The organism is Bacillota bacterium, from assembly GCA_029961055.1.
In the GTDB taxonomy this organism is placed as follows: Bacteria; Bacillota; Sulfobacillia; order JAIMAT01; family JAIMAT01; genus JAIMAT01.
This window is the reverse complement of record JASBVM010000017.1, coordinates 38320-60763: the sequence shown is the minus strand read 5'-3', so window position 1 is coordinate 60763 and position 22444 is coordinate 38320. Positions and strand designations below refer to the sequence as shown.

Sequence of the window (22444 nt, the reverse complement as noted above, 5' to 3'; positions counted from 1 at the left end):
CCTCGCCGCCGGTCCGTTCAGTGACGGAAGTGGCGGACGCCGGTGAAATAGAGGGCGATGCCCGCCTCCCGGCAGGTGCGGATCGTCTCCTCGTCGCGGATCGAGCCGCCGGGCTCGACGATGGCGGCGATTCCCGCCTCGGCCGCCGCCTCGGCCACGTCCCCGAAGGGGAAGAAGCCGTCGGAGGCGAGGACGGCGCCGCGGGCGGCCTCACCCGCCCGCTCCAGCGCCTGGCGGGCGGCGTCGATGCGGTTGACCTGGCCGGCACCGATGCCCAGCGTGCGTCCGTCCCGGGCCACGACGATGGCGTTGGAGCGGGCGTGGCGGACCACGCGCCAGGCGAACTCCAGGTCGGCGAGGAGCGGGGAGCCGGGAGGAAGCGGGTCCCCGGCCACCGGGCGCCAGGTGGTGGGATCCACAGGCTGGAGGTCGGCCTCCTGGAGGAGGGCGCCGCCTGCGATGGGGCGCAGCTCCAGGGGGGCGGCGACGGGCGCCTCCGGGTCGAGGGCGAGCAGGCGCAGGTTCCGCCTCCGCTTCAACCGCTCCAGAGCCTCCGGCTCGAAGCCGGGCGCCGCCACCACCTCCAGGAAGAGGTCGCCCAGATCGGCGGCCGTGGCCGCGTCCACCGGCCGGTTGAGGGCCACGACGCCGCCGAAGATGGAGACCGGATCGGCGTCGCGGGCACGGGCGAAGGCCTGCGCCAGCGTCTCCCCCAGGGCGACGCCGCAGGGGGTGGCGTGTTTGACGGCCGCCGCCGCCGGCCGCCCGCTGGCGTCGAACTCGCGCACCAGCCGCCAGGCGGCCTGCGCGTCCTGCAGGTTGTTGTAGGAGAGGGGCTTCCCCTGCAGGGGCACCGCCTCCGCCAGCGCGGTGGGACGCGCCGGGCCCCGGGGCCGCGCCTCGGCATAGACGGCCGCCCGCTGGTGCGGATTCTCGCCGTAGCGGAGATCGGCCAGCTTCCGGAGGCCGAAGGGGAGCTCCGCGGGCAGCTCGCCCTCGCCGGCCGGCCCCGGCGGCTCCAGCCAGCCCGCCACCGCGGCGTCGTAGACGGCCACGTGGCGGAAGGCGGCGGCCGCCAGGCGGCGCCGCTCCCCGGGCCCGAGGTCGCCCGCCTCGCGCAGCGCCTCCAGCACCGGCCCGTACTGGGCGGGGTCGGAGAGGACGACCACCGAGGGCCAGTTCTTGGCGGCGGCCCGGAGCAGCGTGGGGCCGCCGATGTCGATCTGCTCCAGCGACGGCTGCTCCAGGAAGGGGTAGAGGTTGACCGCCACCAGGTCGATGGGCTCGATCCCCGCGCGGCGGATCTCCTCCAGGTCGCCCGCCTCCTCCCGCCGCGCCAGGATGGCGGCGTGGATGGCGGGGTGGAGCGTCTTGACGCGGCCGGCGAGCATCTCCCCCCAGCCGGTCACCTCCTCCACCGGCGTCACCGGCACGCCCGCCGCCTCCAGGGCACGGGCCGTCCCGCCCGTGGAGAGGAGCCGGACGCCCAGCTCGACCAGGCCCCGTCCCAGCTCGACGATGCCGATCTTCTCGCTGACGCTCAGAAGTGCCCGACGGATCCGCATGAAGCTTCTCACCTCGCCGTCACGTTTCGGGGAGCTGCAGGACGCGCCGGCCGCGGATGCGCAGCCGGTCGAGCGCGTAGAGCCGGATCGCCTCCGGGTAGATCCGGTGTTCCTCGCGCAGGATCCGGTCGGCCAGGCTCTCGGGGGTGTCCTCGTCCAGCACCGGCACCGCGGCCTGGAGGATGATGGGCCCGTGGTCCATCTCCTCGTCCACGAAGTGGACGGTGCAGCCCGCCACCCGCACCCCGTACTCCAGCGCCTGGCGCTGCGCCTCCAGGCCGGGAAAGGCCGGGAGCAGGGAGGGGTGGACGTTCGTCACCCGCCCGCCCAGCGCCTCGAGAAAGGCGGTTCCGACCAGCCGCAGGAAGCCGGCCATGGCGCAGAGCTCCACCCCCCGCTCGAGGAAGCGTCCGGCCAGCGCCCGCTCGTACGCCTCCCGGTCCGGGAACTCCCTCCGCTCCAGCACCTGCGCCGGAACCCCGTGCGCCCGCGCCACCTCCAGCGCCCGGACGCCCGCCCTGTCGGAGAGGACGAGCCGTGGTTCGGCCGGCAACTCGCCCCGCTCCACCGCCGCCAGGATCGCCTCCAGGTTGGAGCCCCGGCCCGAGACCAGGAAGCCCAGCGGCACCGGGCTGCCCGGAGAGCGCCCGGCGGGGCGGGAGCCGTCGAAGAGGAGCCCGCCCCGGCTGCTCATGCCCGGACCACCCGCCCGGCCGGCCAGACTTCCTGCCCCGCGGCCCGCAGGCGGCGGGCCGCCTCCTCCTCGGCGCCGGCGGCCACCACCAGGACGAAGCCGACGCCCAGGTTGAAGACGCGCTCCATCTCCGCCTGCGCCACCTCGCCCGCCTCGCGGATGGCGCGGAAGAGGGGCGGCTCGGGCCAGCTGCGCTCGATCTCGGGGCGGAGGCCGGCGGGCAGGACGCGCCGGAGGTTGGCCTCCAGCCCCCCGCCGGTCACGTGGGCGGCCGCGTGGACCGCCTCGCCCGCAGCCCGGAGGAGATCGAGGACCGGTCGCACGTAGATGCGGGTGGGCTCCAGCAGCAGGTCGCCCAGGGCGGGGGCGGTCGGCCCCGTTCCCGGGAGCGGCCGGTCGAGGCGCAGGCCGCCCCGTTCCAGCAGCGCCTTCCTGGCGAGGGCGTAGCCGTTGGCGTGGAGGCCGGAGCTGGCCAGCCCCAGCAGCCGGTCGCCCGGCCGGACGCGCTCCGGCCCGAGCCGGCGTTCCTCCTCCACCACCCCCACGGCGAAGCCGGCCAGGTCGTAGCGGCCGGGCGGGTAGAGGTCGGGCATCTCGGCCGACTCGCCGCCCAGGAGCGCGCACCCCGCCTGCCGGCAACCCTCGGCCACGCCCGCCACCACGCGGGCCACGAAGGCGGGCTCCAGGCGGTGCGCCGCCAGGTAGTCGAGGAAGAAGAGCGGCTCGGCACCCACCGTCAGGATGTCGTTGACGTTCATGGCCACGCAGTCGACGCCCGCGCCCTCGTGCCGGTCCAGGGCGGCGGCCAGGAGGAGTTTGGAGCCGACCCCGTCGGCGCCTGCCACCAGGAGCGGCCTGCGGTACCCACCGGGCAGGCGGGAGAGGCCGGCGAAGCCGCCCACCCCCGCCACCACCTCGGGCCGCTGCGTCGCCCGCGCCAGCGGCGCGATGCGCCGGACCAGCTCTTCGGCGTCCTCCAGGTGGACCCCCGCCGCCGCGTAGGTGAGGGGGACCGGGCGCGGGGGGCGCTGCGTCGCGTCGCTCATCCGATCGCTTCCTCCAGGGGGGAGGGGGGGAGGGGCAGCGCCGGGGGCCGCTCCTCTCCGTCGTCCGGCAGCGGCACCGGGTAGTCGCCCCGGAAGCAGGCGGTGCAGAAGCGGGCGGCCCGGCCAGGCCTCTCGCCGGCGGCCTCCAGCAGCCCCTCCAGGCTGAGGAAGGCGAGGCTCTCCACCCCCAGCTCCGCGCGCATCTCCGCCACCGTCCGGCTGGCGGCGAAGAGCTCGCCCCGCTTGGAGGCGTCGATGCCGTACCGGCAGGGGAAGCGGAAGGGCGCGGAGGCGATGCGCAGGTGGACCTCCGCGGCGCCCGCCGCGCGGAGCAGGTCGACGATCCGGCGGGCGGTGGTCCCCCGCACCAGCGAGTCGTCCACCAGCACCACCCGGCGGCCGGCCACCACCGGGCGGACCACGTTCAGCTTGAGACGGACCCGGTCGCCGCGGTCCGCCTCCTCCGGCTCGATGAAGGTCCTCCCCACGTACCGGTTCCGCACCAACCCCATCTCGTAGGGAAGGCCGAGCGCCTCGGCGTAGCCCGAGGCGGCGGAGAGGCTGGAGTCGGGGACGCCGATCACCACGTCGGCCGCCGCCGGCGCCTCGCGGGCCAGCGCCCGGCCGCTCCGCTTGCGGAAGCTGTGCACGTCGCCGCCGGCCAGCAGGGTGTCCGGCCGGGCGAGGTAGATCAGCTCGAAGAGGCAGAGCGCCTGCCGGTCGCCTTCCTGGGGGCGGGCGTAGCGCCGCCGCCGGAGGCCGGCCGGCCCGATCACCGCCGCCTCGCCCGGCTCCACGTCACCCAGCGGCTCCGCCCCCACCGCGTCCAGGGCGCAGCTCTCCGAGGCGACCACCCAGGCCTGTCCCAGCCGGCCCAGGGTGAGCGGGCGGATGCCGTACGGGTCGCGCACCGCCCAGAGCGCCGAGGGACCCAGGAGGGCGAGGGCGAAGGCGCCCTGGAGGATGTGGAGGGCCTCGAGGAAGGCCTCGCCCAGATCCGGCTCCGGCCGGGCCGCCACCAGGTGGGCGATCACCTCGCTGTCGCTCTCGCTCTGGAAGATGGAACCGCGCTGCTCCAGCGCCCGCCGGAGCCGCCCGGCGTTGACCAGCTCGCCGTTGTGCGCCAGCGCCGCCGGCCCCTGCCGGAGCCGGACGAGGAAGGGCTGGGCGTTCTCCAGGCGGCTGGCGCCGCTGGTGGAGTAGCGGACGTGGCCGAGCGCGGCGTCCGGCCCGAGACCCCGCAGCCGCGCCAGCCGCTCGGGCGGGAGCGCCTCGTCCACCGTCCCCATCCCCCGTTCGACGGCCAGCTCCCCTCCGGGTGTGCGGACGGCGATGCCGGCCGACTCCTGCCCGCGGTGCTGGAGCGCCACCAGGCCGCGCCGGACCAGCGGCACCGGATCGGGGTGGTTCCAGACGGCGAAGATGCCGCAGGCCTCGCGCGGGGCGCCGCTCAGTTCGGCCATCCGCCCACCCCCTCGACCAGCCGACCCAGCGGCTCGAGTCGCAGACCGTGCCGGCGCGCCCGCGCCTCCATCTCGGCCGTCCGCTCCGGCGCCACCGCCAGGAGGAAGCGGCCCGGCTCCCAGACCGACGCCGCACCCTCCCCGCCCGCGGCGGACTCCGGCGGCTCCTCGAGCCCGAGCCCCCCGGGCAGCCAGCTTGCGAGCGTGGCGGCCAGGCCCGCGCGGCCCACGTGGGCCGCGACCGCCAGCCCCTCGGCCACCGCGGCCCGGCAGGCTTCCTGAAGCCGCCGCTCCTCTTCCAGGAGGGCGTCCAGGCCAGACTCCCCGCCGGCCGGGCTGCAGAGCAGGAGGAGCCAGCCCGGCCCGGGTCGCGCCAGCGCGCGCTCGAAGTCGCGGACGCGTCCCACGGCGCCGATGACGGGGGTGGGCACGGCGCCCGCCTCCCCCGTCTCGTTGTAGAAGCTGACGTTGCCGCCCACCACCGGCACCCCCAGGTGCTCCGCGGCCCGGGCGACGCCCTCCACCAGGTCGAGGAAGTCCCCCATCACCTCGGGCCGCTCCGGGCTGGCCAGGTTGAGCGCGTCCACCAGGGCCAGCGGCTCCGCGCCCAGGGCGGCCAGCGGGCGGAGGGCGGCGGCGACGCTGAGCGCGGCGCCCAGGAAGGGATCGCGCCCGCACGCCTCCTCGCGCCCGGCCATGGCCAGCGCCAGCGCCCCGCGACCGCCCGGCAGGCGGAGGAGCGCCGCCCCCTGGTCGCCGCCGAAGCCCGGGGCGCGCAGGGTGAGGTGACCCACCTGGCGGTCGTACTGCTCGCTCACCCGGCGGAGCAGGGCGGGATCCGGGAGGGGCGGCCGCCCGGGCGCTCCGGGCTCGCGGCCGCTCTCGGCCTGCCGGCCGCGTCTGCGGGCGGGCCGCCGGTAACGCGGCGCCTTCTCGGTCAGCGCCGCCACGGGCAGGTCGACCACCGTCCGGCCCCGCCAGAGGGCGACCAGGCGACCGTCGCCGGTCACCCGGCCGATCCGCCGGGCTGGCAGGCCGAAGCGGCCGACCAGTTCCTCCACCTCCGCCTCGCGCCCGGCCGGGCTGACCAGGAGCATGCGCTCCTGCGTCTCGGAGAGCAGGATCTCGTACGGCCCCAGGGTGGGGTCGCGCAGCGCCACCCGGTCGAGGTCGAGGAGGAGCCCCGTCCCCGCCCGGGCCGCCGCCTCCGCGGCGGAGGCGGCGATGCCGCCCGCGCCCAGGTCGTTGAGGCCGACCACGAGACCCGCCTCGGCCAGGGCGAGGCAGCCCTCGATCAGCACCTTGCCCGCGAGGGGGTCGCCCACCTGGACGGCGGGACGGAGCGAACGCTCCTCCCCGCCGGCGGCGGCCAACGCCCGCGAGGCGAGGAGACTGGCGCCGTGGAGGCCGTCGCGGCCGGTGGCCGAGCCGAGGAGCCAGACCGGGTTGCCCTCGCCCCGGGCGGCGGGGGAGAGGAGCGAACCCGGGCGGAGGAGCCCCACGCACATCACGTTCAGGAGCGGTGCGGCCGCGTAGCCCGGGTGGAAGACGACCTCCCCGCCCACGGTGGGCACGCCCACCGAGTTGCCGTAGTCGCCGACGCCGCGGACCATGCCGTCGAGCAGGCGCAGGGAGCGGCGGTCGCCCGGCGGGCCGACCCGGAGCGAGTCGAGGAGCGCCACCGGCCGGGCTCCGGTGGAGAGGACGTCGCGGAGGATGCCTCCCGCGCCGGTGGCCGCACCCTGGTAGGGATCGACGGCGGTGGGGTGGTTGTGGCTCTCGATGCGGACGGCCACCCACCAGCCCTCCCCCGTCTCCACCACCCCGGCGTTGCCTCCCGGCCCCTGGACCACCTGCGGCCCCGCGGAAGGAAGCCGGCCCAGGAACGCCCGGGAGGACTTGTAGCTGCAGTGCTCGGACCAGAGGAGCCCGAAGACGCCCAGCTCCACCGGGTTGGGATCGCGGCCGATCAGCCGGACGACGCGCCGGTACTCCCCGGCGGTCAGGCCGACTTCCTCCCAGACCGGCCGGCGTCGCCGGCGTCGAGCTCGAGCGTGAAGGTCGGCGGGGGTTGTCACGCGGCTTGCCCACCCCTCTCGGCGGTCCTTGCAGCAAGAGGCGTCATGCCATCACGGTCGCCATCATGGCGTCCACATCGGAATCCACGTCTCGGGACCCCTGGCGCCCCGCTCGGCACCCTCGTCCGCTCCCAGGAGCGAGCGCAGGAGCCGGAGCCCGTCGACCGACCCCTGCCATGCGGCGACGGCGCGCTCGGGATGCGGCATCAGCCCCATCACGTTCCCGGCGGCGTCGGCGACGCCGGCGATGCTCGCCTCGGAGCCGTTGGGGTTGGCCTCGGGCGTCACCTCGCCGCGGGCGTCGGCGTAGCGGAGGAGGATGCGTCCCTGGGCGGCCAGCCGCTCCGCCTCGCCGGGGGGAAGCCGGTAGTTGCCGGCGCCGTGGGCGACGGGCAGGCGGATCACCTCGCCCGGTCGCAGCGCCGCGGTCAGGGGCGCCCGGTCGCTCTCCACCCGCAGGTGGACCGTGCGGCAGACGAAGCGGCCGCTCTCGTTCCGGACCAGGGCGCCGGGGAGGAGCCCCGCCTCACAGAGGATCTGGAAGCCGTTGCAGATGCCCAGGACCAGGCCCCCCGCGGCGGCGTGGGCCCGTACCGCCCGCATCACCGGCGCGCGGGCGGCCACGGCCCCCGGGCGGAGGTAGTCGCCGTAGCTGAAGCCCCCGGGCAGGACCACCAGGTCGACCGCGGGCAGCGTCGCGCGCTCGTGGTCGACGGGGACAGCCTCCTCCCCCAGCACCTCCCGGAAGGCCCAGAGCGTGTCCCGGTCGCAGTTGGAGCCGGGGAAGTGGACGACGGCCACGCGCAGCGGGCTCACCCCCCGGCCGGCGCGCCCGCCGGCTCCCACGCCTCGACGTGCAGCTCCGCCGTCTCCAGGAGCGGGTGAACCAGCAGCTCGTCGCAGGCGGCCTGCGCCTCGGCCAGCGCCCGCTCCCGATCGGGCGCCTCCAGCACCAGCTCGACGCGCCGGCCGACGCGGACGCTCTCCAGCGACGGATGGGCGGCGGCCAGCGCCGCCCGGACCGTGTCGCCCTGGGGATCGCGGACCCCGGGCCGTGGCATCGCCTCCACCACCACCCGCCAGCGGCTCACCGGGCCGCCTCCCGGAGCCGCCGGAGCACCTCGCGGTAGGCGCCGGTCACGTCGCCCAGGTCCCGGCGGAAGCGGTCCTTGTCCAGCCGCTCCCCGGTCTCCACGTCCCAGAACCGGCAGGTGTCGGGGGTGATCTCGTCGCCCAGGAGCAGGGAGCCGTCGGCGGCCCGGCCGAACTCCAGCTTGAAGTCGATCAGGCGGAGCCCGCGCTCCGCCAGCCAGGGGAGCAGCGCCTGGTCGACCGCCAGCGCCAGCCGTTCCACCTCGCGCATCTCTTCCTCCGTGGCCAGGCCCAGCGCCTGGGCGTGGGTGGCGTTGATCCAGGGGTCGCCCAACGCGTCGTCCTTCAGGAAGAACTCGACCACCGGCCGGGCCAGCACCTCGCCCTCGGCCCGGCCCAGTCGCTGGGCGAGGCTCCCGGCGACCACGTTGCGGACCACCACCTCGACGGGGATCATCTTGAGGCGCCGCACCCGCATCGAGCGCCGGCCCAGCCGCCCCAGGAAGTGCGTCCGGATCCCGCGCGCCTCCAACGCCTCGAAGACGAGCGCGCTGATCTCCCGGTTGAGCTCCCCCTTCTGCGCGATCTGTGCCCGTTTCGCCCCGTTGAAGGCGGTGGCGTCGTCCTTGAACTCGACGCGCAGCACCTCCGGCTCCCCGGTGGCGAAGACGATCTTCGCCTTGCCCTCATACAGCTGCGTCTCCGTCGCGCCCGCCATGCCGCCCACCTCCCGCCTGCTCGGATCTTCCTTCCAGCGATGCCGCCGCCCCGCCGGCCCCGTCCGATCCGCGCCGCGCGCCCGCGGCACCGCCCGCTCCCCCCGCCTCCAGCCCGAGACGGGCGAAGAGCGTGGGGATGTGTCGCAGAGTCGATCCCAGGTCGAAACAGGCCGCAAGCCCGTCTCGGCCCAGGCGCCCCACCACCTCGGGGTCCTCCGCCAGCGCCCGGCGGAATTCGGGCCCGCCGTCCAAGGCGCGCAGCGCGTGTGCCTGGACCCGCGCGTACGCCTCCTCCCGCGTCATGCCGCTCGCGACCAGGGCGGTCAGCACCCGCTCCGAATGGATCACGCCGCCGCCCAGGTCCAGATTCCGCGCCATCGCGCCCGGACGGACCTCCAGCCCCTCGACCAGCTCGCGTTCGAGGCGGAGCATGTAGCCGAGCAGGCTGGTGGCGTCGGGCAGGATCACCCGCTCCACGGAGGAATGGCTGATGTCCCGCTCGTGCCAGAGCGCCTGGTTCTCCAGCGCAGCCAGCGCGTAGCCGCGGAGCAGCCGGGCGAGGCCCGTCACCCGCTCCGACCGCTCGGGATTCCGCTTGTGGGGCATGGCCGACGACCCCTTCTTGCCCGGCGGGAAGGGCTCCAGGAGTTCGCCCACCTCGCTCCGGGCCAGCCCCCGCAGGTCGACCGCCATCCGCTCCAGCGTGCCGCCGGTGATGGCGACGGCGGAGAGCGCCTCGGCGTGCCGGTCGCGGCCCAGCACCTGGCTGGAGATCGGTGCGGGCTCCAGGCCGAGCCGCCGGCAGACCCGCTCCTCCCACCGCGGGTCGCCGCTGGCATAGGTGCCCACCGCGCCCGCCAGGCGACCCACCGCCACCGCCCGCCGGGCACGGAGCAGCCGCTCCCGGTCGCGGCCCAGCTCCTCCCAGTCCAGGGCCAGCTTGAGGCCCAGCGTCACCGGCTCCGCGATCATCCCGTGCGTCCGTCCGGCCATCGGCTGATACGCCCAGCGCTCGGCCTGCCGGCGGAGGGCGAGGCGGAGCCCGTCGAGCTCCTCGACCAGCAGGTCGAACGCCTGGCGCAGCTGGAGTCCCAGCGCGGTGTCGACCACGTCGTAGGAAGTGAGGCCATGATGCAGCCAGCGCCCCGCCTCCCCCACCTGCTCGGCCAGAGCGCTGACGAAGGCGATGACGTCGTGCTGTACCCGCGCCTCGATCTCGGCGATCCGCGGCGGCAGCCGCTCGGGGAGGAGCGGCCGGCCCTCGGGATCGGCCGGCAGCGCGCTCCGGATGGCCGCGGGCACCCCGGCGGGCACGACCCCGAGCTCGGCCTGCGCCTCGAGCGCCGCCAGCTCCACCTCCAGCCAGAGCCGCCAGCGCTGCTCGTCGGACCAGAGTCGCCGGAAGGAAGGCAGGGTGTAGCGCTCGATCACCTGGGGCCGCCTTCCCTCTCGGAGGCCTCCGCCGGCACACTGCCACCGCTCCAGCTGCGGTCGGCCTCGCGCAGGTCGGCGGCCTGCCTCTCGCGCCGGCGCCGGAGCCGCTCCGCCAAGGCGGGGTCGTCCAGGGCCAGGATGGCGGCCGCGAGAAGGGCGGCGTTCCGCCCGGCGTCGGCGCCGACCGCGGCGACCGGCACGCCCGGCGGCATCTGGACCACGCTGAGGAGCGCATCCCACCCCCCCAGCGGGCCCGCCGCCAGGGGAAGGCCGATGACGGGCCGCACGGTGTGCGCCGCGACGGCGCCGGGGAGTGCGGCCGAGAGGCCGGCCGCCGCGATGAAGAGGCGGATCCCCCGGGTCTCCGCCTGGCGGACGTACTCGGCCAGATCGTCCGGGGTCCGGTGTGCGGAGAGGATGCGCTGTTCCCAGGGGATCCCCAGCTCCCGGAGCTCCTCCGTGCAGGCGGTCACGCGCGGGATGTCCGAGGGACTGCCGACGAGGAGCGCCACGGATGGCAAGAGCGATCGCCTCCCCCAGCGTGGGCGGGATGCCGTCCAAATGCGAACGCTAAGGCGTACTCAGTATATATCGTTCGGCGTGGATGGCCAACGTACGGAGGGGCCTCAGGATAAGGTACGTCTTGGGGCGACGGGCGCGGCACCGGGGGGCGCGGCCTGCCCCCGTTTGGCTTTCTGGACGGAAGGGAATATGATTAGACACGCTTCGAAATGAATAACGACGGGTACTCCTCCAAGGAGGTGAAGCCGCTTGTCCCATCCGGAAGAAGGCGAGCTCCTAGTCCTGCCGCGGCTGCCCGAGCCGGTCCCGGGGGCGCGGGAGCGGAGCGTGCGGCACCTGGTGACGGCCCACTCGCAGCTGGAGGGGGCGGGTTTTCGCGTGCGCAGGCCCTTTCCGGGTCCTGAGGCGGACCTGCGGGAGACCGATCCCTTCCTCCTGCTGGACCACATCGGGCCCGTCGACTACGGGCCCCGCGAGGCCCGCGGAGCACCCTGGCACCCGCACCGCGGCTTCGAGACGGTCACCTACATCATGGCCGGCGCCTTCCGCCATCAGGACTCCAACGGCGGCGGCGGGCTGATCCGGGCCGGGGATACGCAGTGGATGACGGCGGGGTCCGGCATCCTTCACGACGAGATGCCGCCCGAGGAGCTCTACCTGCACGGGGGCCTCTTCCACGCGGTGCAGCTCTGGGTCAACCTGCCCCGGCGGCTGAAGTGGACGCCGCCGCGCTACCAGGACATCCACCACGAGCGGGTGACGCGCGTCATCTCCCCGGACGGGGGCGCGCTCCTGCGCATCATCGCGGGCGAGGTGGGCGGCCACAAGGGTCCCGGTGTCACCTGGACGCCGATCGACTACCTCCACGCGTCGATCACGCCGGGCGCTCGGCTGCGCCTGGCCTGGCGCGAGAACTTCAACGCCCTGGCCTACGTGCTGATCGGCAGCGGGAGCGTCGGCCCCGAGGCGACTCCGATCCAGGCGGGACAGCTGGCGGTCTTCGGCCCGGGCGAGGTCGTCACGCTCACCGCGGACCGGCGCCAGCCCGGCACGCTCGACGCCGAGTCGGCGCCGGCCATGGAGGTGCTGCTCCTGGGCGGCCTGCCGATCCGCGAGACCATCGCCTTTTACGGTCCCTTCGTCATGAACACGCGGGAAGAGATCATCCAGGCGTTCGAGGATTTCCAGGCGGGACGGATGGGGACCGTGCCGGCGACGGTGCTCGAACCGGCGCCGGTGACCGGGTCGGGTCAGGGCGCCTCCGGGGAGAGCGGAGGCGACGGCGACCGGGATCCGGCGCGATGAGGCGGTGGTTGGCGCAGCACCCGGAGGAGCAGGTGGTGCAGATGCGCTGGGCGCTGGAGGCCGAGGAGGGCGCAGGCGTCTACATCGTCTACGAGCAGGAGCGGCCCTCGCGGAGCGTCGGCTTCGCCCGGGAGGTCGAGTCCTGAAGGCGGCGAGCCTTCCTTCTCGCGACAGTGGCAGGGGGCGGAGCCCGGCAAGCGTGCAAAGGAGGGGACAGGTGTGGCCGAGATCGAGGTGGACAGCGCCAGCTTCCAGTCCGAGGTGGCGGGGTCGGAGCTGCCGGTTCTGGTCGACTTCTGGGCCGACTGGTGCGCCCCGTGCCGGATGCTGGCGCCCATCGTCGAGGAGCTGGCCGAGGAGTACGAGGGGCGGCTCAAGGTGGCGCGGCTGGACGTGGACGCCAACCCCGACCTGGCCTCCCGGTTCGGGGTCATGAGCATCCCGACGCTCCTGATCTTCAAGGAAGGAGCGCCGGTGGAGCGGCTGGTGGGCTACCGTCCCAAGGAGCAGCTGAAGCGCGCCATCGACAAGGTGCTCGGCTGAGGGAAGCCGCGGGCAGGATCCGGCAGGAGAGGGGCAAGGAGACCCGAGGCGGCGCCGCTCGGCGCCGCCTCGGGTCTCTCGTGTCTGGCGGTCGGCGCGCCGTGTGGCGGATCTGTCCCATCGTCACCTTGTGGCCGGGGCGCAGGGTCGGCTATACTTGAGCGCAGCACTCGGAATTCGCCCGGCAGACCCCGGAGCTGCGCGTTGGGCCGGGCGGCCGTCGGAGGCTGTCGTGACCGGAAAGGGGCTGGTAGCGTGACCATCAAGTCCGCACCCGTCACCAAGCAGGAATACCAGTGGGGTTTCCGCGACCCCGACGACCGGTACGTCTACCGCGGAACGAAGGGGCTCTCGCGGGAGGTCGTCGAGGAGATCTCGCGGCTGAAAAACGAGCCGGACTGGATGCGGGAGTTCCGCCTGCACGCGCTGGACGTCTTCCTCTCCAAGCCGATGCCCACCTGGGGCGTCGATCTCTCGGAGATCGACTTCGACCAGATCACCTACTTCATGCGCGCGGCCGACCGGCCGGGGGACGACTGGTCGGACGTGCCGGAGTACATCAAGAAGACCTTCGACCGGCTCGGCATCCCCGAGGCGGAGAAGAAGTGGCTGGGCGGCGTCTCGGCGCAGTACGAGTCGGAGGTCGTCTACCACTCGATCCGCGAGGACTTGAAGAAGAAGGGCGTCATCTTCCTCGACACCGACAGCGCGGTGCGCGAGTACCCCGACCTGGTCCGCGAGTACTTCGGCACCGTGGTGCCGCCCGAGGACAACAAGTTCGCGGCGCTCAACAGCGCCGTCTGGTCGGGCGGCTCCTTCATCTACGTGCCCAAAGGGGTCACCGTCGACATCCCGCTCCAGGCCTACTTCCGCATCAACGCCGAGCGGATGGGCCAGTTCGAGCGGACGCTGATCATCGTCGACGAGGGCGCCAAGGTCCACTACGTGGAGGGGTGCACGGCCCCGACCTACTCCAGCGAGTCGCTCCACTCGGCGGTGGTCGAGATCGTCGCCAAGGCGGGCGCGAGCGTCCGCTACACCACGATCCAGAACTGGTCGAACAACGTCTACAACCTGGTGACCAAGCGGGCCGTCGCCTACGCCAACGCCACCGTGGAGTGGATCGACGGGAACCTCGGCTCCAAGGTGACCATGAAGTATCCGAGCGTCTACCTGATGGAGCCGGGCGCCAAGGCCGACATCCTCTCCATCGCCTTCGCCGGCAAGGGGCAGGACCAGGACGCGGGCGGCAAGGCGATCCACGTGGCGCCCTACACCACCTCGACCATCCGCTCCAAGTCGATCTCCAAGGACGGCGGCGTCACCCTCTTCCGCGGCCTGGTGGAGGTGGCGCCGGAGGCGCACCACGTCCGCTCGAGCACCAAGTGCGACGCGCTCATCCTGGACGAGATCTCCAAGTCGGACACGGTCCCGACCATCAACGTCGCCAACGACGAGGTGACCATCGAGCACGAGGCGACGGTCTCCAAGCTCTCCGAGGAGCAGCTCTTCTACCTGATGAGCCGCGGACTGACCGAGGAGCAGGCGGCGCACATGATCGTCATGGGCTTCATCGAGCCCTTCGCCAGGGCGCTGCCCATGGAGTACGCGGTGGAGCTGAACCGGCTGATCGAGATGGAGATGGAGGGCGCGGTCGGTTGAACCAGGAGGAGGCGAGCGGCCAAGAGGGCTGGCTGCCGGCGGTGGCGCCCGAGGAGGTGCCCGAGGGGGAGGCGCGGCGGGTCCTCCTCCGGGGTCACCCCATCGCGCTCTGTCGCGTGGAGGGCCATCTCTACGCGGTGGACGACACCTGCTCGCACGAGGAAGCCTCGCTCTCCCAGGGCCGCCTCGTGGGCGAGACGATCCAGTGCCCCAAGCACGGCTCCCGCTTCAGCCTGAGGACCGGCAAGCCGCTCTCGCTCCCCGCCTACCGGCCGATCCGGACCTATGCGGTGGAGGAGCGCGACGGCCGGATCTACGTCGAGCTCCCCTGAGGAAGCAGGCGGAGCGCCCAGGCGATCTCGCTCCCGGGCCGGATCAGCCGACCGGGGTGCGCCCTCGCCTGCCCCTCCCACGCCTCCGGCGCGGAGGCCAGGGCGACCAGCGGCGCGACGGCGGCCAACGTGGGCAGGGTCATGAAGAGCTGGCCGGTGCGATAGCCGGCCAGCGCCTCTTTCGGGCGGAGCCAGCGGGAGTCCATCAGCTCGTCCGGGCTGAGCCGGAGCGGCTGGCCCTCCGGGTAACGCGCCAGGAAGTAGGCCGTCTCCACCCGCCGCGGCACGTAGGGCGGCGCCAGCAGCCGGCCCAGGGGGAGCAGGGCCTCCGCCTCCAGCTCGAGCCCCGTCTCCTCGGCCAGCTCGCGCAGCGCGGCCGCCTGCAGCCCGCGCAGGTCGCCCTCCTCCGCCCCGGTGCCGCGGTAGGCCTCCTGAAGAAGGGGGGAGAGCGGGCGCTGCCCCGGGGTGCCGTCCGGCTCCCGGTCCGCGGGCTCCACCATGCCGCCGGGGAAGGCCCAGCTGCCCGGCGCGATGCTGCCGGGGATCTCGGCGCGGCGGACGAAGAGAAGCTGGCCGTGCCGGTCGTGGAGGATGACGGAGGCGGCCGCGCGGGCGGCCGCGGGCCCGGGGCGGGGGGTGCGGAGCGGCCGGGCGCCCGGCCGCCTCGGCTCGCGCGGAGGCAGCCGCTCCAGCAGGTCAAGCTGTTCCAGGAGAGCGGAGGCCTCCGCCCAGCGCGGCGCCGGCCCCGGACCGAGGTAGGCGGTCTCCGCGGGGTCGGGGGGGAGCCGGCTCGGCAGGAGCGCCAGCAGGCCGAGGCCGGCGGCGGGCAGCACCTCCTCCCGGTAGCGGGAGGCCAGCAGCACCGCTTCGCCGGGCCCGGCGCCGTGACGGCGGAGCACCTCCAGGAGGCTCTGCTGGAGCGTCGCCCCGTCGAGCTGCCGGGCGGACGCGGGCAGTTCGCGGTAGAGCGAGCCGCGGGCGGGGAGGAGCGCCTCCAGCCGCGCCCGCTCCCGCGCGGGCACCGCCTCCGGTAGGGCCAGGACGAGGCGGACGGGCAAGCCCTTCAGCCTTCCCTTCGCGTCGCGGGCGCCGGCCTCTCCTCCCCCAGGGCGGCGGCGGCCGCCTCCAGCCCGGCGCCCCGCGGGACGGGGTGGCCCTCCTCCGCCAGCAGGCTCTCCAGCGCGGAGAGGAGGGCGAAGACGTTCCGCTTCCTGGCGCCGTGACCCATCAGGCCGATGCGCCAGATCTGGCCGCGGGTGGGGCCGACGCCGGCGCCGATCTCGATGCCGTACTCCTCCAGGAGCCGGGCGCGGACCCGGGCGTCGTCGACGCCGGCCGGGACGCGGACGGTGGTCAGCTCCGGCAGGCGGTGGCCCGGCTCGGCGAAGAGCTCCAGCCCCATCGCCTCCAGGCCCCGCTGGAGGGCGGCGCCCACCCGGGCGTGGCGCTCGTAGACGGCCGGCAGCCCTTCCTCCAGGATGAGGCGGAGTCCTTCGTGAAGGGCGAAGAGCATGTTGACCGGCGCCGTGTGGTGGTAGAAGCGCTCGTGGCCCCAATAGCGCCGGATCATGGTCATGTCCAGGTACCAGCTCCGGACGGGCTCCGTCCGCCGGTCGAGCCGTGCCTCGGCGCGCGGGCCGAGGGTGAGGGGGGCCAGCCCGGGCGGCACGCTCAGGCACTTCTGGGTCCCGGCGTAGCAGGCGTCGATGCCCACCCGGTCCACCTCGACCGGGATGCCGCCCAGGGCGGTGACCGCGTCGACGCCCAGGAGCGCCTCGTGCTCGTGGACGATGCGGGCGACCTCTTCCAGCGGCTGGCGGACGCCCGTGGAGGTCTCCGCCAGCACCAGCGCCACCAACCGGACGCCAGGGCTCCGGTCGAGCGCGCGGCGGATCGCCTCGGGATCCACGATCCGGCCCCACGGCGCCTCCACGGTGATCACGTCGGCGCCCGCGCGGCGGGCCACGTCCACCATCCGTTCACCGAAAAGCCCGTTGACACCGATCAGGACCCGGTCGCCCGGCTCCACCAGGTTGACGAAGAGCGCCTCCATGCCGGCGCTGCCGGTGCCGGAGAGGGCCATCGTCAGAGGGTTGGTCGTGCCGAAGACGGCGCGGAGCGCGTCCATCGTCTCGTTCATCACGTCCAGAAAGGCGGGGTCGAGGTGGCCCAGCGTGGGCGTGGCCAGCGCCTGGAGCACCCGGGCGGGGACGGGGCTGGGGCCCGGGCCCAGGAGCAGCCGCTCCGGCAGGTGGAGCGCGGGCGTCGGGGCGTGGTAGATCGGTGCTTCCTCCGTCATCGATCGATCCCTCCTGTTCGAGTCCGGTGGCGGCCGGCCGCTAGGCGCAGGCCTCTCCCTCCGCGCTCCGGCCCGGTTCCAGGTCGGAACGGCGGCTGGCGCCCAGGGCGCAGGCGACGGCGGCCACGCCGCCCGCCACCAGGAAGACGGTCCCCAGATCGAAGCGGTCGGCCACCCAGCCCCCCAGCGAGGTGGCGACCACGGCGGCCAGCGCGTTGAAGGAGTTGAGGAGACCGAAGGCGCGGCCCCGGAAGGAGGCCGGGCTGTGAAGACCCATCAGCACGTTGCCCGAGACGAGGGTCAGGGCGAAGGCGAAGCCCAGGAGCGTCCGCAGGACCGCCAGCTGGCCGAAACTGTGCACGAAGGCCTGGGGCAGCGCGAAGAGGGTGACCAGGCCGAAGCCCAGCACCAGCGTGTTGGCGTAGCCCAGGCGCTGCCCGATCTGGGCCGAGAGCGGCCCCGCGCTGATCTCGGCCATGCCGGAGAGGGAGAAGAGGAAACCGGTGGCCACCTCCGGATCGCCGGGCACGATCCGCGCCACGAAGAGCGTGAAGACCGGCGCGATCACCATGGCTCCCAGCTGGAGAAAGAAGAGCAGCCCGTAGATGGCGCGGAGCGCCGGGAGGTTGAAAGCCTGGCGCAGGTCGGCCAGGATCGACTGGCGGGCGCCCGCCGGGCGGAAATCCTCCCGGACCAGGACGAGGACCAGCAGCGTCGCCATGCTGAGCGCCAGGCCGGAGACGAGGAAAGTCCCCTGGATGCCGACGAAGTGGGCCAGCAGACCGCCCAGGAGCGGGCCAATGATGTTGCCTGCGGCGCTGGCCGTCTGGAGCGTGCCCAGCGCCGTGCCCAGCTTCTCCGGGGGCGTGTTGCCGGCCACCAGCGCCGTGGCGGCCGGGATGAACCCGGAGAGGAGGCCGAAGAGCGTCCTCAGCACGAAGAGCTGGCCGGCGTTCTGGGCGAAGGACATCAGGACGTAGATGACGCCCAGCGAGAGCCCGGAGCGGATCAGCATCGGCTTCTGCCCGTAACGGTCGGCCAGGGCGCCCCAGACGGGCGAGGCGAGGGCGGTGGCGAGGAAGGCGGAGGAGAGGAGCCAACCCGAGAGCGCGGCGACGCCCCGGCGGACGCCCAGCTGCTCCAGGTAGAGCGGCAGGAAGGGCATCACCAGCGAGAAGGCGGCCGCCACCAGCAGATCGCCGAGCCAGAGGACGTACAGGTTTCTCTGCCACGGCTGCATGCCGCGCCAGGGTAAGTGGAAGTTCGTAGGGCTCGCCTCGCGTCGCGGAGAAGTCCGGAACGACGGCCCCGGCCGTCCTGCGTCGCCTACCAGCTCGATCCATCATAGCACCGGGGGGGGCGGCTTGCCGAGTGAACAGGGATTCCGACGAGAACGGGAGAGGGCTGGGCTTCGCCTTCGACATGGACGGGACGCTCCTTCTCGGCGAGGAGACCGGCTTCCCCGCCGGCAACGGGGCGGTGGAGAGCGCGCTGGCCGCGCGCCGGCGGGCGCCGGAGCGGGGCGGCGAGGGGCTGGTGGCCGGCGCCTACCGGTTCACCACCACCGGCGCCGGCGCCTTCGTCCTCTCCAAGCGGGAGCAGATCCAGGTGGCGATGGCGCTGGCCGGCCTTCCTCCCGACGAAGAGGAAGCGGAGCGGCTCCTCCGCCTCTTCCTGGAGCGGGCCCTTCCCCACCGCCACCCCGACCCCGAGGCGGCCGAGGTGCTGGAGACGCTCCGCGCCCGCGGCCACCGGGTCGGGATCGCCACCGCCGCCCCGGCGGACGTGGCGGAGGCGGAGGTCCGGGCCTCGGGGCTGGGCGGGCGGATCGACTTCCTCTTCACCCTGCGCGAGGCGGGAGCGCCCAAGGGGACGCCGGGCTACGCCAGGGGGTTGCGGCGCACGGCGGGCGACGGGCCGCTGGTGATGGTCGGCGACAGCGAGGCCGACATCCTGACCGGCCGCCTGGCCGGGGCGACCACGGTCCTGGTGGAGCGCCGGCCCTACGCGGGCCTCGAGCCGGATCACCGCGTGCGGAGACTGCAGGAGCTCCTCGCGCTGGCGGGCGAGCTGGCTCTCCGGGCGGCCGCCCGCTGACCCCTCGGCGGCTGCGGCTCCGGCTACGGCTCCAGCCGCTCGGCCGAGGCTCCGGCCAGGGCGGGGCGCAGGTGGAGGAGGCGGCTGGGCGTGCCGGCGCGCTCCAGGAGCCGGAGGGCGGCGGCGAGCGCCGCCTCCGCCCGCTCTTCCTCCTCCCGGTCCCGCGGGTGGAGCCAGACCAGGAGCGAGGGTCCCGAACCGCTCAGGGTGACCGGCAGGCCGGCCCGCCGGAGCTGGGCCATGGCCTCGCCCAGGCCGGGGACGAGGGCGGCGCGCGGCCGCTCGTGGAGATCGCCCCGGGCCAGGACGGGGAGCAGCTCGAGCCGGCCGGCGAGGAGCGCGGCCAGGAGCGTGGTCGCCTGCTGCACCGCCTGCGCCATGGTCGGCCAGGCCACCGCCTCGGGCAGGACGGCCCGGGAGGCGCGGGTGAAGAGCGGCTGCTCGGGGACCAGGGCGGCGAAGCGGAGGACCGGCGGCGGCTCCAGGCGGACGGCGACGACGCGCCCCTCCACCGCGGCGGCGGCGGTCAGACCGCCCAGGAGCGCCGCGGCGGCGTTGTCCGGGTGGCCTTCCTCGCGGGTGGCCAGCGCCAGCAGCTCCTCGGGGGCGAGGGGATCGGCCAGCGCCCGGTTGGCGGCGACCAGGCCGGCGACGACCGCCGCCGCGCTGGAGCCCAGGCCGCGCCCCACGGGGATCGCGGAGCGGTCGTGGATGCGGAGGCGCCAGCGGCGCCGGTCGACCCCCGCCGCCTCGAAGGCGCGCAGGAAGGTGCGGGCCACCAGGCTCCGGCCTTCCCCGCCGGCGCCGCCACCCTCGTCCGCGCCCGGCTCGGCGCGGGAGAGCTCGATCTCGCACTCCAGCCACCGGTCCAGGGCCACGCCCAGCGCGTCGAAGCCCGCGCCCAGGTTGGCCGAACTGGCCGGCGCGCGGACGACGTAGCGGCCGGGCACGGGCGCCGGCGGCCGTGCCCGGGCCGGCGCCGCGCTCATGGCCGCCGCGAGGCGGCCAGCAGGCGCCGCGCCACCGCTTCGGGCTCCGCCTCCACCTCTTCCAGCTCCCTCTCCACCAGGTCCCCGGCCAGGGCGGTCTCCGGGTCCTTCAGCCCGTTTCCGGTGAGGACGGCCACCACCCGCTGGCCCGCCTCCAGCAGCCCCCGCGCGGCCAGCTTGCGCAGGCCGGCGACGGACGCGGCCGACGCGGGCTCCGCGAAGAGGCCGCTCAGGCGGGCGAGCGCTCCGTACGCCTCCAGGATCTCCGCGTCCGAGACGGCCAGGATCGCGCCGCCGGACTCCCGCGCCGCCGCCAGCGCCTTCTCGCCGCTGGCCGGCCGGCCGATGCGGATGGCGGTGGCCACCGTCTCCGGCCGCTCCACGGGATGACCCAGGACAAGGGGCGCGGCCCCCTCCGCCTGGAAGCCGAAGAGCCGCGGCAGCCGGCGGCTTCGCCCCGCCCGCCGGTACTCCTGGAAGCCCATCCAGTAGGCGGTGATGTTGCCCGCGTTCCCCACGGGGACGGCCAGCAGGTCGGGCGCCTCGCCCAGCTGCTCCACCACCTCGAAGGCGGCGGTCTTCTGGCCCTCCAGCCGCATGGGGTTGACCGAGTTGACCAGCGCCAGCTCCGGCCGGCTGCCCGCCAGCTCCCGGGCGACCGCCAGCGCCTGGTCGAAGTTCCCGCGCACCGCCAGGACCCGCGCGCCGTAGCGGACCGCCTGGGCCAGCTTCCCCTGGGCGATCTTCCCCGCCGGGATCAGCACCGTCGCCCCGATCCCCGCCGCCGCCGCGTAGGCCGCCGCCGAGGCCGAGGTGTTGCCGGTGGAGGCGCAGATCAGCTGGCGCGCGCCGCCCTCGAGCGCCTTGGCCACCGCCACCACCATGCCGCGGTCCTTGAACGAGCCGGTGGGGTTGAGCCCCTCGAACTTGAGGAAGAGGCGGATCCCGCCCCCGACCCACTCCGCCAGCCGCGGCGCCTCCAGGAGGGGGGTCCCCCCTTCGTACAAGGTCAGCTCCGGCGTCCCGCCCGTCCGCGGCAGGAAGTCGCCCCACTCCCGCCAGACGCCTCTCCACATCGCAACCCGCCCCCGTTCGACCGCAGCTTCGCCGCCCGTCGCGGACGATCCTCCACCGTTCCGCAGGCTGACAGTCCGGGCTTTCACGCAGTACAATTCCGCTCAACATGCAAGGGGTGGTCGCCGTGGCCGAAACGCTCAACGTCGCTCTCCTGGGCTTCGGAAACGTGGGTTCCAGCGTCTGGCAGCTGACCGAGGAGCGGTCGCGGCGGCTGGCCTGGGCGGCGGGCCGGCCCATCCGCATCCGCCGGGCGCTCGTCCGGGATCCCGCCAAACCGCGGGCGGTGACGCCGCCGGCAGGCCTCCTCACCGCCGACCCCGAGGAGGTGCTGGACGACCCGGCGGTGGAGGCGGTGGTGGAGCTGATGGGCGGCCTGGATCCGGCCGGCACCTATGTCCGCAGGGCGCTCGCCTCCGGCAGGAGCGTGGTCACCGCCAACAAAGAGCTGATCGCCGAGCAGGGGCCGGAGCTTCTCCGCCTCGCCCGGGAGCACGGGGCCCAGCTTCGCTTCGAGGCCTCGGTGGGGGCGGGGATCCCCATCATCCGTCCCATCGAGGAGATGCTGGTGGCCAACCGCATCACCCGGGTGACCGGCATCCTCAACGGGACCACCAACTACATCGCCAGCCGTATGGCCTCCGCCGGCGCCACCTTCCGCGACGCGCTGGCGGAGGCGCAGGAGCTCGGCTACGCCGAGCCCGACCCTTCGGACGACGTGGAGGGGCGGGACACCGCCCGGAAGCTGGCGATCCTCGCCAGCTACGCCTTCGGCTCCTGGGTCTGCCCCGAGGCGGTCTACACCGAGGGGATCACGGAGCTCGACCCGGTGGACCTGGGCTACGCGGCCCAGCTCGGCTACGCCGTCCGCCTGGTCGGCACCGCCGTCCACCGCGAGGCCGGGATCGAGGCGCGGGTCCACCCGGCGCTGGTGCCGCAGGACCACCCCCTGGCCAGCGTCCGTGGCGCCGCCAACGCCATCTTCGTCGAGGGCGACCCGGTGGGCGAGCTGATGTTCTACGGCCTGGGCGCCGGCGGCTACGCCACCGCCAGCAGCATCCTGGGCGACCTGGTCCAGGTCGCCCGCGGGAGCCGGCCGTGGCGCCCGGAGCCACGGAGCGGCGAGCAGGCGCTCCCGGTCCTGCCCTCCGAATCCATCGAGTCGGCCTACTACCTCCGCCTGGAGGTGGCGGACAGCCCCGGCACCCTGGCCGCGATGGCGGGCGCCATGGCCCGCCACCGGATCAGCCTCCGCCAGGTGCTCCAGATGCGGGCCGAGGAAGGCCGCGCCGAGGTGGTCTTCGTCACCCATCCGGCGCGGGAGGCGGAGATGCGCCAGGCGAGGCGGGAGCTGGAGGAGCTGCCCAGCGTCCACCGCGTCGCCTCGCTTCTGCGCTTCCACGACGGCGCCCGCTGACTCCCTGCCCTGCGGGTCGGGCTCCGTGCTCCGCTGGCGGCGGGCCAGGCGGTGCCCGGGGCGCCCTGGGACGCGCACGCGTATGACTATAAGCAAGGATTGCATAATCATGC

Annotated in this window: 22 protein-coding genes; 7 read left to right on the top strand and 15 right to left on the bottom strand. The window is 74.7% G+C overall.

Annotation, left to right across the window (positions count from 1 at the left end; genetic code table 11):
* Positions 1-17: 17 nt before the first annotated feature.
* The 10 genes from purH to purE all read right to left on the bottom strand — a co-directional run bounded on the left by purH (position 18) and on the right by purE (position 10603).
* The gene (gene purH, locus QJR14_05955) at positions 18-1565 is read right to left on the bottom strand and encodes a bifunctional phosphoribosylaminoimidazolecarboxamide formyltransferase/IMP cyclohydrolase (GenBank protein MDI3317144.1); all 1548 of its coding nucleotides are present in this window, start codon (positions 1563-1565) and stop codon (positions 18-20) included.
* 19 nt (positions 1566-1584) lie between these two features.
* Positions 1585-2259, bottom strand: coding sequence for a phosphoribosylglycinamide formyltransferase (gene purN / locus QJR14_05950; protein MDI3317143.1), 675 nt, complete (start codon positions 2257-2259; stop codon positions 1585-1587).
* Positions 2256-3305: a phosphoribosylformylglycinamidine cyclo-ligase gene (gene purM, locus QJR14_05945; GenBank protein ID MDI3317142.1), complete on the bottom strand. Its 1050-nt coding sequence runs from the start codon at positions 3303-3305 to the stop codon at positions 2256-2258. The genes purN and purM overlap by 4 nt, the downstream gene beginning before the upstream one ends.
* Complete coding sequence (gene purF, locus QJR14_05940) at positions 3302-4768, bottom strand: amidophosphoribosyltransferase (protein ID MDI3317141.1); 1467 nt, start codon at positions 4766-4768, stop codon at positions 3302-3304. Before purF ends, purM begins: the two co-directional genes overlap by 4 nt.
* On the bottom strand, positions 4756-6846 hold the full coding sequence (gene purL / locus QJR14_05935) for a phosphoribosylformylglycinamidine synthase subunit PurL (protein ID MDI3317140.1): 2091 nt from the start codon (positions 6844-6846) through the stop codon (positions 4756-4758). The genes purF and purL overlap by 13 nt, the downstream gene beginning before the upstream one ends.
* 63 nt (positions 6847-6909) lie before the next feature.
* The gene (gene purQ / locus QJR14_05930; protein MDI3317139.1) at positions 6910-7662 is read right to left on the bottom strand and encodes a phosphoribosylformylglycinamidine synthase I; all 753 of its coding nucleotides are present in this window, start codon (positions 7660-7662) and stop codon (positions 6910-6912) included.
* On the bottom strand, positions 7659-7937 hold the full coding sequence (locus QJR14_05925) for a phosphoribosylformylglycinamidine synthase subunit PurS (GenBank protein MDI3317138.1): 279 nt from the start codon (positions 7935-7937) through the stop codon (positions 7659-7661). The genes purQ and QJR14_05925 overlap by 4 nt, the downstream gene beginning before the upstream one ends.
* Entirely contained in the window at positions 7934-8656 is a 723-nt protein-coding gene (locus QJR14_05920; GenBank protein ID MDI3317137.1) for a phosphoribosylaminoimidazolesuccinocarboxamide synthase, read from the bottom strand. The genes QJR14_05925 and QJR14_05920 overlap by 4 nt, the downstream gene beginning before the upstream one ends.
* Positions 8625-10088 (bottom strand): adenylosuccinate lyase, encoded by a 1464-nt coding sequence (gene purB / locus QJR14_05915; protein ID MDI3317136.1) that lies wholly within the window; start codon positions 10086-10088, stop codon positions 8625-8627. Before purB ends, QJR14_05920 begins: the two co-directional genes overlap by 32 nt.
* Positions 10085-10603, bottom strand: coding sequence for a 5-(carboxyamino)imidazole ribonucleotide mutase (gene purE, locus QJR14_05910; GenBank protein MDI3317135.1), 519 nt, complete (start codon positions 10601-10603; stop codon positions 10085-10087). The genes purB and purE overlap by 4 nt, the downstream gene beginning before the upstream one ends.
* A 259-nt stretch (positions 10604-10862) precedes the next feature.
* On the opposite strand from purE, the gene QJR14_05905 reads away from it, so the two are divergent.
* The 5 genes from QJR14_05905 (at position 10863) to QJR14_05885 (ending at position 14455) form a co-directional block, all read left to right on the top strand.
* Positions 10863-11918: a pirin family protein gene (locus QJR14_05905; protein ID MDI3317134.1), complete on the top strand. Its 1056-nt coding sequence runs from the start codon at positions 10863-10865 to the stop codon at positions 11916-11918.
* Positions 11915-12064: a hypothetical protein gene (locus QJR14_05900; protein ID MDI3317133.1), complete on the top strand. Its 150-nt coding sequence runs from the start codon at positions 11915-11917 to the stop codon at positions 12062-12064. The genes QJR14_05905 and QJR14_05900 overlap by 4 nt, the downstream gene beginning before the upstream one ends.
* Positions 12065-12137: 73 nt before the next feature.
* A complete protein-coding gene (gene trxA / locus QJR14_05895) occupies positions 12138-12461 on the top strand; it encodes a thioredoxin (GenBank protein MDI3317132.1) in 324 nt (107 codons plus the stop codon).
* Between the two features lie 261 nt (positions 12462-12722).
* Positions 12723-14123 (top strand): Fe-S cluster assembly protein SufB, encoded by a 1401-nt coding sequence (gene sufB / locus QJR14_05890; GenBank protein MDI3317131.1) that lies wholly within the window; start codon positions 12723-12725, stop codon positions 14121-14123.
* Complete coding sequence (locus tag QJR14_05885; GenBank protein ID MDI3317130.1) at positions 14120-14455, top strand: non-heme iron oxygenase ferredoxin subunit; 336 nt, start codon at positions 14120-14122, stop codon at positions 14453-14455. The genes sufB and QJR14_05885 overlap by 4 nt, the downstream gene beginning before the upstream one ends.
* Here the strand turns inward: QJR14_05885 and QJR14_05880 are convergent.
* From QJR14_05880 to QJR14_05870, 3 genes are read right to left on the bottom strand one after another with little or no spacing between them, the layout of a single operon-like run.
* Complete coding sequence (locus tag QJR14_05880) at positions 14437-15513, bottom strand: NUDIX hydrolase (GenBank protein MDI3317129.1); 1077 nt, start codon at positions 15511-15513, stop codon at positions 14437-14439. The genes QJR14_05885 and QJR14_05880 overlap by 19 nt on opposite strands.
* A 5-nt stretch (positions 15514-15518) precedes the next feature.
* Entirely contained in the window at positions 15519-16754 is a 1236-nt protein-coding gene (locus QJR14_05875; GenBank protein MDI3317128.1) for an alanine--glyoxylate aminotransferase family protein, read from the bottom strand.
* Between the two features lie 40 nt (positions 16755-16794).
* Positions 16795-17994, bottom strand: coding sequence for an MFS transporter (locus tag QJR14_05870; GenBank protein ID MDI3317127.1), 1200 nt, complete (start codon positions 17992-17994; stop codon positions 16795-16797).
* A gap of 131 nt (positions 17995-18125) precedes the next feature.
* Between QJR14_05870 and QJR14_05865 the strand changes: the two genes are divergently transcribed.
* Positions 18126-18851 (top strand): haloacid dehalogenase-like hydrolase, encoded by a 726-nt coding sequence (locus tag QJR14_05865; GenBank protein ID MDI3317126.1) that lies wholly within the window; start codon positions 18126-18128, stop codon positions 18849-18851.
* Positions 18852-18874: 23 nt separating this feature from the next.
* Here QJR14_05865 and thrB read toward each other — a convergent pair whose 3' ends face one another.
* The gene (gene thrB / locus QJR14_05860) at positions 18875-19840 is read right to left on the bottom strand and encodes a homoserine kinase (protein MDI3317125.1); all 966 of its coding nucleotides are present in this window, start codon (positions 19838-19840) and stop codon (positions 18875-18877) included.
* On the bottom strand, positions 19837-20916 hold the full coding sequence (thrC, locus tag QJR14_05855; GenBank protein MDI3317124.1) for a threonine synthase: 1080 nt from the start codon (positions 20914-20916) through the stop codon (positions 19837-19839). Before thrC ends, thrB begins: the two co-directional genes overlap by 4 nt.
* Before the next feature lie 125 nt (positions 20917-21041).
* Between thrC and QJR14_05850 the strand changes: the two genes are divergently transcribed.
* Positions 21042-22331, top strand: a complete 1290-nt coding sequence (locus QJR14_05850; GenBank protein MDI3317123.1) for a homoserine dehydrogenase — start codon at positions 21042-21044, stop codon at positions 22329-22331.
* The last annotated feature ends 113 nt before the right edge of the window (positions 22332-22444 follow it).

Bases quoted from the DNA above. Each gene is read 5' to 3' on its own strand.
- purH (MDI3317144.1), bottom strand. From the start codon at position 1,565: ATGCGGATCCGTCGGGCACTTCTGAGCGTCAGCGAGAAGATCGGCATC.
- purN (MDI3317143.1), bottom strand. From the start codon at position 2,259: ATGAGCAGCCGGGGCGGGCTCCTCTTCGACGGCTCCCGCCCCGCCGGG.
- purM (MDI3317142.1), bottom strand. From the start codon at position 3,305: ATGAGCGACGCGACGCAGCGCCCCCCGCGCCCGGTCCCCCTCACCTAC.
- purF (MDI3317141.1), bottom strand. From the start codon at position 4,768: ATGGCCGAACTGAGCGGCGCCCCGCGCGAGGCCTGCGGCATCTTCGCC.
- QJR14_05920 (MDI3317137.1), bottom strand. From the start codon at position 8,656: ATGGCGGGCGCGACGGAGACGCAGCTGTATGAGGGCAAGGCGAAGATC.
- QJR14_05900 (MDI3317133.1), top strand. From the start codon at position 11,915: ATGAGGCGGTGGTTGGCGCAGCACCCGGAGGAGCAGGTGGTGCAGATG.
- QJR14_05875 (MDI3317128.1), bottom strand. From the start codon at position 16,754: ATGACGGAGGAAGCACCGATCTACCACGCCCCGACGCCCGCGCTCCAC.
- QJR14_05870 (MDI3317127.1), bottom strand. From the start codon at position 17,994: ATGCAGCCGTGGCAGAGAAACCTGTACGTCCTCTGGCTCGGCGATCTG.
- thrB (MDI3317125.1), bottom strand. From the start codon at position 19,840: ATGAGCGCGGCGCCGGCCCGGGCACGGCCGCCGGCGCCCGTGCCCGGC.
- thrC (MDI3317124.1), bottom strand. From the start codon at position 20,916: ATGTGGAGAGGCGTCTGGCGGGAGTGGGGCGACTTCCTGCCGCGGACG.